General features: G+C 64.2%; 7 protein-coding genes. 2 read left to right on the forward strand and 5 right to left on the reverse strand.

From position 1 onward, the window contains the following. Positions 1 to 47: 47 nt before the first annotated feature. Positions 48 to 914 (forward strand): universal stress protein, encoded by an 867-nt coding sequence (locus V9K84_RS12325; RefSeq protein WP_088515680.1) that lies wholly within the window; start codon positions 48 to 50, stop codon positions 912 to 914. Positions 915 to 998: 84 nt separating this feature from the next. Here the strand turns inward: V9K84_RS12325 and V9K84_RS12330 are convergent, their stop codons facing one another. Continuing rightward, complete coding sequence (locus V9K84_RS12330) at positions 999 to 1,466, reverse strand: DUF1289 domain-containing protein (RefSeq protein WP_043863069.1); 468 nt, start codon at positions 1,464 to 1,466, stop codon at positions 999 to 1,001. Positions 1,467 to 1,872: 406 nt separating this feature from the next. On the opposite strand from V9K84_RS12330, the gene acnB reads away from it, so the two are divergent. After that, positions 1,873 to 4,482, forward strand: a complete 2,610-nt coding sequence (acnB, locus tag V9K84_RS12335; RefSeq protein ID WP_054915695.1) for a bifunctional aconitate hydratase 2/2-methylisocitrate dehydratase — start codon at positions 1,873 to 1,875, stop codon at positions 4,480 to 4,482. 71 nt (positions 4,483 to 4,553) lie between these two features. On the opposite strand, the gene prpD is transcribed toward acnB, so the two are convergent. The 4 genes from prpD to prpC all read right to left on the reverse strand — a co-directional run bounded on the left by prpD (position 4,554) and on the right by prpC (position 11,325). Continuing rightward, positions 4,554 to 6,038 (reverse strand): 2-methylcitrate dehydratase, encoded by a 1,485-nt coding sequence (gene prpD / locus V9K84_RS12340; protein ID WP_088515679.1) that lies wholly within the window; start codon positions 6,036 to 6,038, stop codon positions 4,554 to 4,556. A gap of 51 nt (positions 6,039 to 6,089) precedes the next feature. After that, the gene (gene prpF, locus V9K84_RS12345) at positions 6,090 to 7,280 is read right to left on the reverse strand and encodes a 2-methylaconitate cis-trans isomerase PrpF (protein ID WP_088515678.1); all 1,191 of its coding nucleotides are present in this window, start codon (positions 7,278 to 7,280) and stop codon (positions 6,090 to 6,092) included. Positions 7,281 to 7,414: 134 nt separating this feature from the next. Continuing rightward, positions 7,415 to 10,003, reverse strand: coding sequence for a Fe/S-dependent 2-methylisocitrate dehydratase AcnD (acnD, locus tag V9K84_RS12350; RefSeq protein ID WP_088515677.1), 2,589 nt, complete (start codon positions 10,001 to 10,003; stop codon positions 7,415 to 7,417). A 194-nt stretch (positions 10,004 to 10,197) separates the two neighbouring features. After that, entirely contained in the window at positions 10,198 to 11,325 is a 1,128-nt protein-coding gene (gene prpC, locus V9K84_RS12355) for a 2-methylcitrate synthase (protein ID WP_043863074.1), read from the reverse strand. Positions 11,326 to 11,335: the final 10 nt, after the last annotated feature.

Below are 11,335 nucleotides of genomic sequence, written 5' to 3' on the forward strand. Positions count from 1 at the left end.
CGACTATAGTCAGGCATCGCATGCCATTGTCGAAGGAGTTCTCCCTCATGCTTTTAGAAGTTCGCAGCATCCTGGTGGTGCTCGACCCCGACCACGCCCACAGCAAGGCCCTGACCCGCGCCAAGCTGATCGCCGGCGTCACCAAGGCACGCCTGCACCTGCTGATGTGCGACAAGAAGCAGGACCACAGTGCCCTGCTCAGCCTGCTCGCCAGCCAGTTGCACGACGATGGCTACGACAATGTCACCTATGAGCAGGCCTGGCACGACACCCTGCACGAGTCGATCATCGACGTGCAGAAAGCCGAAGGCTGTGAGCTGGTGATCAAGGAACACCGACCGGAAAACGCGCTGAAGAAGTTCCTGCTGACGCCTTCGGACTGGAAACTGCTGCGCCAGTGCCCGTGCGCGGTGCTGATGGTCAAGACCGAGCGCCCCTGGACCGGTGGCGTGATTCTGGCGGCGGTGGACGTGGGCAACAACGATCAGGAGCATCGCAAGCTGCACGCCAGCATCATCGACCACGGCTATGCCATTGCCAGCGTGGCCAAGGGCAACCTGCACGTGATCAGCGCCCACCCCTCGCCCATGCTCTCGGCGGCGGACCCGGTGTACCAGCTCAAGGACACCATCGAGAAGAAGTACCGCGACGAATGCGCTGCGTTCCAGGCCGAATTCGATATCGCCGACGATCGCCTGCATGTGGCCGAAGGCCCGGCGGACGTGCTGATTCCGCACACGGCTAAAAAGTACGAAGCCGTGGTGACGGTGATGGGTACGGTGGGGCGTAGCGGGATTACCGGTGCACTGATCGGCAACACCGCCGAGGTGGTGCTCGATTCGCTGGAATGCGATGTGCTGGTGCTCAAGACCGAGGACCAGGTGAAGCACCTGGACGAGCTGGCCAGAGGCTGAAGACCCCATCGCGGGTCACGCCCGCTCCCACAGCGTAAGCGGTGATCCAGTGGGAGCGGGCTTGACCCGCGATGGGAACACCGCTTAACCCAGCGCATCCTTGAGAAAGCCCGGCGCGATGTAGCGCTGATAGTGCGCCTCGGACAACAGAAAGAATTCCCGATCGATGGCATCGCGCAGCTCGGGCAGCTCCCAGTCGCGAAACTCCGGCAGCAGCACCATCCCGTACGCTTCCAGCTCGCGGATCACCCGCGCGCCCCGCGCAATCAGCTGATAAGCCCAGCAATACTCGGACTGATGCGGCACGAATCGAATCTTGCGCAGCTCCAGCTGGCCGCGCAGCTTGTCGGCGTCGAACACCTCCAGCTTGGCCGCCATCACCTGCACCAGCAGGTGTTCCAGGCGCAGCCACACCGCACGCTTTTCATCGTCGTTGTAGCCGTTCCAGTGGATCACCTCATGGTGAAAACGCTTGCACCCGCGACACACCAGGTCCCCGTAAACCGTGGAACACAGGCCGACACAAGGCGTTTTTATTGACTGATTGGACATGAAAGATTCAACGGCATGGCGATGGAACAGACGGCCATGTTAGCCCTTTGTCTAACGGGGGTCACGCCGTAAAGTCGTTGCAATCGCCTTACCTTTGGCGCGTTTTTACCGTAGAATCACCCGGCCTTTTTAAGGCAGCAATGTCCGTTAGAAGCTGTTTTCAAAGCGTCACGAGCACAGTTGATCCGGTAGAACGGCGTTGGCTCGGGGTATTCGAACATCGAATGCACCGCGCCAGCCCTCATCAGCCTCCGTTCTACAGGCGTAAAACTTTGAAAGCAGCTTCTGTAAGGATGTCCTGCAACCCTGGCTACGCGGCTCAAAAAGCCGTATTGCGCATGGGTGCCGGCCATTCTGGATGAGCGTCCCGGACACCCATTTGGGACCACTGATGAGGGTAATAACTGTGCTTGAAGCCTACCGCAAACACATCGAAGAGCGTGCCGCCCAGGGTATCGTGCCCCAGCCGCTTAACGCCGAACAAACCGCAGGCCTGGTCGAGCTGCTGAAGAATCCCCCCGCTGGCGAAGAAGCCGTCCTCGTCGACCTGATCACCAACCGCGTACCACCAGGAGTGGACGAAGCCGCCTACGTCAAGGCCGGTTTCCTGTCGGCGGTCGCCAAGGGCGAAGCCACCTCCCCGCTGATCAGCAAGCAGCGCGCCGTTGAACTGCTGGGCACCATGCAGGGCGGCTACAACATCGCCACCCTGGTCGAGCTGCTGGACGACGCCGAACTGGCCGCCGTTGCCGCCGAACAGCTCAAGCACACCCTGCTGATGTTCGACGCCTTCCACGACGTGGCCGAAAAAGCCAAGAACGGCAACGTTCACGCCAAGGCGGTACTGCAGTCCTGGGCTGACGGCGAGTGGTTCAAGAAGCGTCCGACCCTGGCCGACAAGATCAGCCTGCGCGTCTTCAAGGTCACCGGCGAAACCAACACCGACGACCTGTCCCCTGCCCCGGACGCCTGGTCGCGCCCTGACATCCCGCTGCACGCCCTGGCCATGCTGAAAATGGCCCGCGACGGCATCGTGCCGGACGTGCAAGGCGCCATCGGCCCGATGAAGCAGATCGAGCAGATGCGCAACGAAGGCTTCCCGATCGCCTACGTCGGTGACGTGGTCGGTACCGGTTCCTCGCGTAAATCGGCGACCAACTCGGTGCTGTGGTTCTTCGGCGACGACATCCCTTACGTGCCGAACAAGCGCGCTGGCGGTTTCTGCTTCGGCTCCAAGATCGCCCCGATCTTCTACAACACCATGGAAGACGCCGGCGCCCTGCCGATCGAATTCGACGTGTCGAACATCCACATGGGCGACGTGATCGACCTGTACCCGCACGCCGGCAAGGTGTGCAAGCACGGTACCGACGAAGTCATCACCACCTTCGAGATGAAAACCCCCGTGCTGCTGGACGAAGTCCGCGCCGGTGGTCGTATCCCGCTGATCGTCGGCCGTGGCCTGACCGAGAAGGCGCGCGCCGAGCTGGGCCTGGGCCCGACCGACCTGTTCAAGCTGCCTGAAGCACCTGTCGACACCGGCAAGGGCTACACCCTGGCCCAGAAGATGGTCGGCAAGGCCTGCGGCCTGCCAGTGGGCAAGGGCGTTCGTCCTGGCACCTACTGCGAACCGAAGATGACCACCGTCGGCTCCCAGGACACCACCGGTCCGATGACCCGTGACGAACTGAAAGACCTGGCGTGCCTGGGCTTCTCGGCCGACCTGGTCATGCAGTCGTTCTGCCACACCGCGGCCTATCCGAAGCCGATCGACGTGACCACCCACCACACCCTGCCGGATTTCATCCGCACCCGTGGCGGCGTGTCCCTGCGTCCAGGCGACGGCATCATCCACAGCTGGCTGAACCGCATGCTGCTGCCGGACACCGTCGGTACCGGTGGTGACTCGCACACCCGCTTCCCGATCGGCATCTCGTTCCCGGCCGGTTCCGGCCTGGTCGCCTTCGCCGCTGCCACTGGCGTGATGCCACTGGACATGCCGGAGTCGGTACTGGTGCGCTTCAAGGGCAAGCTGAACCCAGGCATCACCCTGCGTGACCTGGTTCACGCCATCCCTTACTACGGCATCCAGAAAGGCCTGCTGACCGTCGAGAAGAAAGGCAAGATCAACGCCTTCTCCGGCCGCATCCTGGAAATCGAAGGCCTGGACGACCTGACCGTGGAACAGGCATTCGAACTGTCCGACGCCTCGGCCGAACGTTCGGCTGCCGGTTGCACCATCAAGCTGCCTGAAAAAGCCATTGCCGAGTACCTGAAGTCGAACATCACCCTGCTGCGCTGGATGATCAGCGAAGGCTACGGCGATGCGCGCACCATGGAGCGCCGTGCACAGGCGATGGAAGCCTGGCTGGCCAAGCCCGAGCTGCTGTCGGCCGACGCCGATGCCGAGTACGCCGAAGTCATCGAGATCGACCTGGCCGATATCAAGGAGCCGGTTCTCTGCGCTCCTAACGACCCGGACGACGCTCGCCTGCTGTCCAGCGTCCAGGGCCAGAAGATCGACGAAGTGTTCATCGGTTCGTGCATGACCAACATCGGTCACTTCCGCGCTGCCGGCAAGCTGCTGGACAAGGTCAAGGGTCAGCTGCCAACCCGTCTGTGGCTGTCGCCGCCGACCAAGATGGACGCTCACCAGCTGACCGAGGAAGGCTACTACGGCATCTACGGCAAGGCTGGCGCGCGCATGGAAATGCCGGGCTGCTCGCTGTGCATGGGTAACCAGGCACGTGTAGAGCCGAACTCGACCGTTGTATCGACGTCGACCCGTAACTTCCCTAACCGTCTGGGCGATGGTGCCAACGTGTTCCTGGCCTCCGCCGAACTGGCTGCCGTTGCCTCGATCCTGGGCAAGCTGCCAACCGTCGAGGAGTACATGGAGTACGCGGCGAATATCGACAGCATGGCTGCCGACATCTACCGCTACCTGAGCTTCGACCAGATCGCCGAGTTCCGTGAAGCCGCTGCGAACGCCAATATCCCGGTCGTTCAAGCGTAAGCTGACTTAGCGTGAAAAGAAGCCCCGCCAATTGGCGGGGCTTTTTGTTGTCTTCTGAAAAGCTTCGCCCCTCAGATCACGAACAGATCCATGAACCGATGCACCGCCGTCGCCTCAAGCTTCGCCTGATCCTTGCACAACGCAAGGATCTCGGCCGAACGCTGCGCAGTAAACCGCGTCGCCAGGTTGGCCTTGAACTTGTCCTCCAGCAGCGGGATGCCCTGGGCGCGCCGGCGCCGGTGCCCGATGGGGTACTCCACCACCACCTGTTCGGTGCTCGAGCCGTCGGTGAAGAACACCTGCACCGCGTTGGCGATCGAGCGCTTGTCGGCCTCCAGGTACTCGCGACTGAAACGCGGGTCTTCGACGATCACCATCTTCTCGCGCAAGCGGTCGATGGTCGGGTGCGCCGCATGAAAATCATCTTCGTAATGCTCGGCCACCAGGTTGCCGAAGATCAGCGGCACCGCCGTCATGTACTGCAGGCAGTGGTCCCGGTCCGCCGCGTTGGCCAGCGTGCCGACCTTGGAAATGATGCGAATCGCCGACTCATGGGTGGTGATCACGATGCGCTCGATTTCATGCAGGCGATTGCGCACCTGTGGATGCAGGGTCACCGCCGCCTCGCAGGCGGTCTGCGCATGGAACTCGGCCGGGAAGCTGATCTTGAACAGTATGTTCTCCATCACGTAGCTGCCGAACGGCTGCGACAGGCTGAACTCGCGCCTGCCCTCGGGCTTGAGCGCCAGGTCCTTGTTGGTATGGCTGAACAGCACGTCATAGAAGCCCCACTGCGGCGCGGTGAGCACGCCGGGGATGCCCATCTCGCCGCGCAGGGCGATGTCCGCCAGGCGCACCCCGCGACTCGACGCATCACCGGCCGCCCACGACTTGCGCGAGCCGGCATTGGGGGCATGGCGGTAGGTGCGCAGCGCCTGGCCATCGACAAAGGCCTGGGACAGGGCCGCCAGCAACTGCTCGCGATTGGCGCCCATGAGCCGGGCGCACACCGCCGTGGATGCGACCTTGACCAGCAGCACGTGGTCCAGGCCCACCCGGTTGAAAGCGTTTTCCAGCGCGAGCACGCCCTGGATCTCGTGGGCCATGATCATGGCCTCGAGCACCGTGTGCAGGGTCAGCGGCGCGTCGCCGTTGGCCACGCGCTTTTGCGAGAGGTGGTCGGCCACCGCGAGGATGCCGCCGAGGTTGTCGGAGGGATGACCCCATTCTGCGGCCAGCCAGGTATCGTTGTAGTCCAGCCAGCGCACGATGCAGCCGATGTCCCAGGCCGCCTTGACCGGGTCGAGGCGGTACGCGGTGCCGGGCACCCGCGCGCCATGGGGCACCACGGTACCCTCCACCAGCGGCCCCAGGTGCTTGGTGCACTCGGGAAAGCGCAGCGCCAGCAGGCCGCAACCCAGGGTGTCCATCAGGCAGTTGCGCGCCGTGTCCAGCGCCTCCCCCGGCTCGGCCCTGAAGTGCAGGACATAGTCGGCAATGTCCTGCAGGACCCGGTCGTAGTCGGGGCGGTCGTTCAGGTCAACATTGGCACTCATTGTCGTCTCTCTGTTCACATGGGGTGAAAGGAGAGCCGAGCACCGCTGCCTCTAGAAGGTATCGCCAGGTACGCGTACCCAACCCTCCATCAGCACGCGAGCGCTGCGGCTCATGATTGCTTTGGTAACGGTCCAGTCGCCATTCACCTGGCGCGCCTCGGCGCCCACGCGCAAGGTGCCCGAGGGGTGACCGAAGCGCACGGCGCTGCGCTCGCCGCCACCGGCAGCAAGGTTGACCAGGGTGCCGGGGATGGCCGCCGCGGTGCCGATGGCCACCGCTGCCGTACCCATCATGGCGTGGTGCAGCTTGCCCATCGACAACGCACGCACCAGCAGGTCGATATCGCTCGCTGCCACGGTCTTGCCGCTGGAGGACTGGTAGTCGGCCGGCGGTGCCACGAACGCCACCTTGGGCGTGTGCTGGCGCTGCGCGGCCTGCTCGACGTGCTCGATCAGGCCCATGTGCACGGCGCCGTGGGCACGGATGGTTTCGAAACGCGCCAGGGCCTCGGGGTCGCCGTTGATTGCGTCCTGCAGCTCGGTGCCGGTGTAGCCCAGGGCCTGGGCGTCGATGAAGATGGTCGGGATGCCGGCGTTGATCAGGGTTGCCTTGAAGGTGCCGACACCGGGCACCACCAGGTCGTCGACCAGGTTGCCGGTGGGGAACATCGAGCCGCCCGCGCCGTCTTCGTCGGCGGCCGGGTCGAGGAATTCGAGCTGCACCTCGGCGGCCGGAAAGGTCACGCCGTCGAGTTCGAAGTCGCCGGTTTCCTGCACTTCGCTTTCGGTGATCGGTACGTGGGCGATGATGGTTTTGCCGATGTTGGCCTGCCAGATGCGCACCACAGCCACACCATTGCGCGGGATGCGACTGGCGTCGACCAGGCCGGCGCTGATGGCGAACGAGCCGACTGCCGCCGAGAGGTTGCCGCAGTTGCCGCTCCAGTCGACGAAGGCCTTGTCGATGGCGACCTGGCCGAACAGGTAGTCGACGTCGTGCCCGGGCTTGATGCTGCGCGACAGGATGACCGTCTTGCTGGTGCTGGAGGTGGCCCCGCCCATGCCGTCGATCTGCTTGCCGTAGGGGTCGGGGCTGCCGATAACCCGCAGCAGCAGCGCATCGCGCGCGGCGCCGGGGAGCTGTGCGGCTTCGGGCAGGTCTTCGAGGTTGAAGAACACGCCTTTGCTGGTGCCGCCACGGATGTAGGTGGCGGGGATTCTGATCTGGGGTACGTGTGGCATGGAAACATGTGTCCTCTGGAATACAACACAATCCTGTGTAGGAGCCGGCCTTGCCGGCGAAGGGGCTGGTACATCAATGCACCCTGCGTCGCTCCCTTCGCCGGCAAGGCCGGCTCCTACAGGTCAGGTGTACGTCAAGCCACCGACGACTCGAGGAAGTCCTGGGCGAAGCGCTGCAGTACACCGCCCGCCTCGTAGATCGACACCTCTTCCGCCGTGTCCAGACGGCAGGTCACCGGCACCTCCAGGCGCTCGCCGTCACGCCGCGTGATCACCAGGGTCAAGGTGGCCCGCGGTGTCCGCTGCCCCACCACGTCATAGGTCTCGCTGCCATCGATACCCAGGGTCTTGCGGTCGGTGCCCGGCTTGAACTCCAGAGGCAACACGCCCATGCCCACCAGGTTGGTACGGTGGATACGCTCGAAGCCCTCGGCCACGATGGCCTCGACACCGGCCAGGCGCACGCCCTTGGCCGCCCAGTCGCGTGACGAGCCCTGGCCATAGTCGGCACCGGCCACGATGATCAGCGGCTGCTTGCGCTGCATGTAGGTCTCGATGGCCTCCCACATGCGCGTCACCTTGCCCTCCGGCTCGATACGCGCCAGCGAACCCTGCTTGACCTTGCCGTTCTCCTGCACCATCTCGTTGAACAGCTTGGGGTTGGCGAAGGTTGCGCGCTGCGCGGTCAGGTGGTCGCCACGGTGGGTGGCGTAGGAGTTGAAGTCCTCTTCGGGCAGGCCCATCTTCGCCAGGTACTCGCCTGCGGCGCTGTCGAGCATGATCGCGTTGGACGGCGACAGGTGGTCGGTGGTGATGTTGTCCGGCAGCACCGCCAGCGGGCGCATGCCCTTGAGCGAGCGCTCGCCTGCCAGCGCGCCTTCCCAGTACGGCGGGCGACGGATGTAGGTGCTCGTGGCGCGCCAGTCGTACAGCGGGTCGACCTTGGGTCCGGTGTCTTCGTGCACGGCGAACATCGGGATGTACACCTGGCGGAACTGCTCCGGCTTGACCGCAGCCTTGACCACTGCATCGATCTCTTCGTCGCTGGGCCAGATGTCCTTGAGGCGGATTTCCTTGCCGCCCACCACGGCCAGCACGTCCTTCTCGATATCGAAACGGATGGTACCGGCAATGGCGTAGGCCACCACCAGCGGCGGCGAGGCCAGGAAGGCCTGCTTGGCATACGGATGGATACGCCCGTCGAAGTTGCGGTTGCCCGAAAGCACGGCGGTGGCGTACAGGTCGCGATCGATGATTTCCTGCTGGATCACCGGGTCCAGAGCGCCGGACATGCCGTTGCAGGTGGTGCAGGCAAACGCCACGATGCCGAAGCCCAGCTGCTCCAGTTCATCCTCCAGGCCCGCCTCTTTGAGGTACAGGGCCACGGTCTTGGAGCCTGGCGCCAGCGACGACTTGACCCACGGCTTGCGCGTCAGCCCCAGCCTGTTGGCATTGCGCGCCAGCAGCCCGGCAGCGATCACGTTGCGCGGGTTGCTGGTGTTGGTGCAGCTGGTGATGGCAGCGATGATCACCGCGCCGTCAGGCATCTGCCCCGGCACCTCTTCCCATTGCCCGGCAATGCCCCTGGCAGCCAGCTCGCTGGTGGCCACCCGCGCATGCGGGTTGGACGGGCCGGCCATGTTGCGTACCACGCTCGACAGGTCGAACTGCAGGCCACGCTCGTATTCGGCATTGACCAGGCTGTCGGACCACAGGCCGGCGACCTTGGCGTAGGTTTCCACCAGCTTGACCTGGGCGTCTTCACGACCGGTGAGCTTGAGGTAATCGATGGTCTGCTGGTCGATGGAGAACATCGCCGCCGTCGCGCCGTATTCGGGGGCCATGTTGGAGATGGTCGCGCGATCGCCCAGGGTCAGCGCACGGGCGCCCTCGCCGTAGAACTCGAGGTAGGCGCCGACCACCTTGGCCTTGCGCAGGAACTCGGTGAGCGCCAGCACCACGTCGGTGGCGGTGATGCCTGGTTGCGGCTTGCCGGTGAGCTGCACGCCGACGATTTCCGGCAGGCGCATCCAGGACGCACGACCCAGCATCACGTTCTCGGCCTCCAGGCCGCCGACGCCGATGGCGATCACGCCCAGGGCATCCACGTGGGGGGTGTGGCTGTCGGTACCGACGCAGGTATCGGGATAGGCCACGCCCTGCTCGGCGTGGATCACCGGCGACATCTTCTCCAGGTTGATCTGGTGCATGATGCCGTTGCCGGGCTGGATCACATCGACGTTCTTGAACGCCTTCTTGGTCCAGTTGATGAAGTGAAAGCGGTCTTCGTTGCGACGGTCTTCGATGGCGCGGTTCTTCTCGAACGCCTGCGGGTCGAAGCCGCCGCACTCCACGGCCAGCGAGTGGTCGACGATCAGTTGCACCGGCACCACCGGGTTGACCTGGGCCGGGTCGCCGCCCTTGTCGGCGATGGCGTCACGCAGGCCGGCAAGGTCAACCAGTGCGGTCTGGCCAAGGATGTCATGGCACACCACGCGGGCCGGGTACCAGGGGAAGTCGAGGTCGCGCTTGCGTTCGATCAACTGGCTGAGCGAGGCATCGAGGGTTGCCGGGTCGCAGCGGCGCACCAGGTTTTCGGCCAGTACGCGGGAGGTATAGGGCAGCTTGTCGTAGGCGCCGGGGCTGATGGCGTCGATGGCGGCGCGGGCGTCGAAGTAGTCGAGCGTGGTGCCCGGCAGGTGCTTGCGAAATTCAGTATTCATGGACGCGGGACTCAATCACGGATAAGTCGGTGGTGCGCAGCAACGATGGGAAACCTGTAGGAGCCGGCCTTGCCGGCGAAACGGTAGAACTGACACCGCGGTGCTTCCTTCGCCGGCAAGGCCGGCTCCTACAACAGCAACGCCGGCCTCTCCAAAGGCAAGGCCAGCGCCTTCATCGGTACTGCACGCCAGTCTCAGCGTTGTTCGATTGGCACGAACTTGCGCTGTTCGACGCCGGTGTATTCGGCGCTCGGGCGGATGATGCGGTTGTTGGCACGCTGTTCGAACACATGCGCCGCCCAGCCGGTCAGGCGCGAGCAGACGAAGATCGGGGTGAACAGCTTGGTCGGGATACCCATGAAGTGGTAGGCCGAGGCATGGTAGAAGTCGGCATTGGGGAACAGTTTCTTCTGTTCCCACATGGTCTTGTCGATGGCTTCGGACACCGGGTACAGCACGGTGTCGCCCACCTCGTCGGCGAGCTTCTTCGCCCAGCCCTTGATCACTTCGTTGCGCGGGTCGGACTCCTTGTAGATGGCATGCCCGAAGCCCATGATCTTGTCCTTGCGCTCGAGCATGCCGAGGGTGCCGGCAACGGCTTCCTGCGGGGTCTTGAAGCGCTCGATCATTTCCATCGCGGCCTCGTTGGCACCACCGTGCAGCGGCCCGCGCAGCGAGCCGATGGCCGCCGTCACGCACGAGTACAGGTCCGACAGGGTCGAGGCACACACCCGGGCAGTGAAGGTCGAGGCGTTGAATTCGTGCTCGGCGTACAGGATCAGCGAAACGTTCATCACCTTGACGTGCAGCTCGCTCGGCTTCTTGCCGTGCAGCAGGTGCAGGAAGTGCCCGCCCAGAGTGTCTTCGTCGCTGGTGCAGTCGATGCGCACGCCATGGTGGCTGAAGCGGTACCAGTAGCACATGGCCGCCGGGAACAGCGCCAGCAGGCGGTCGGTCTTCTCGTGCTGCAGGCCGAAGTTGAGCTCCGGCTCCAGGGTGCCGAGCACCGAGGAGGCGGTACGCATCACGTCCATCGGGTGGGCGGTGACCGGAATGCGCTCGAGCACTTCCTTGAGCGCCTGGGGCAGGTCGCGCAGCGCCTTGAGCTGGTGCTGGTACTCGCTCAGCTCGGCCTGGGTCGGCAGCTCGCCGTACAGCAGCAGGTAGGCGACCTCTTCGAACAGCGCGTGCTCGGCCAGGTCGCGAACGTCATAGCCACGGTAGGTCAGGCCGGCGCCGGCCTGGCCCACGGTCGACAGTGCGGTTTGCCCGGCCACCTGACCACGCAGGCCGGCACCACTGAGTACTTTTGCTTCGGCCATTGGTTTTCTC

This window comes from Pseudomonas sp. AE27, from assembly GCF_037113495.1.
In the GTDB taxonomy this organism is placed as follows: Bacteria; Pseudomonadota; Gammaproteobacteria; order Pseudomonadales; family Pseudomonadaceae; genus Aquipseudomonas; species Aquipseudomonas palmensis.

What these genes read in the sequence shown, in the direction of transcription:
- V9K84_RS12325 (WP_088515680.1), top strand. Translation starts at nt 48, where the DNA reads ATGCTTTTAGAAGTTCGCAGCATCCTGGTGGTGCTCGACCCCGACCAC.
- V9K84_RS12330 (WP_043863069.1), bottom strand. Translation starts at nt 1,466, where the DNA reads ATGTCCAATCAGTCAATAAAAACGCCTTGTGTCGGCCTGTGTTCCACG.
- prpD (WP_088515679.1), bottom strand. Translation starts at nt 6,038, where the DNA reads ATGAGTGCCAATGTTGACCTGAACGACCGCCCCGACTACGACCGGGTC.
- prpF (WP_088515678.1), bottom strand. Translation starts at nt 7,280, where the DNA reads ATGCCACACGTACCCCAGATCAGAATCCCCGCCACCTACATCCGTGGC.
- acnD (WP_088515677.1), bottom strand. Translation starts at nt 10,003, where the DNA reads ATGAATACTGAATTTCGCAAGCACCTGCCGGGCACCACGCTCGACTAC.
- prpC (WP_043863074.1), bottom strand. Translation starts at nt 11,325, where the DNA reads ATGGCCGAAGCAAAAGTACTCAGTGGTGCCGGCCTGCGTGGTCAGGTG.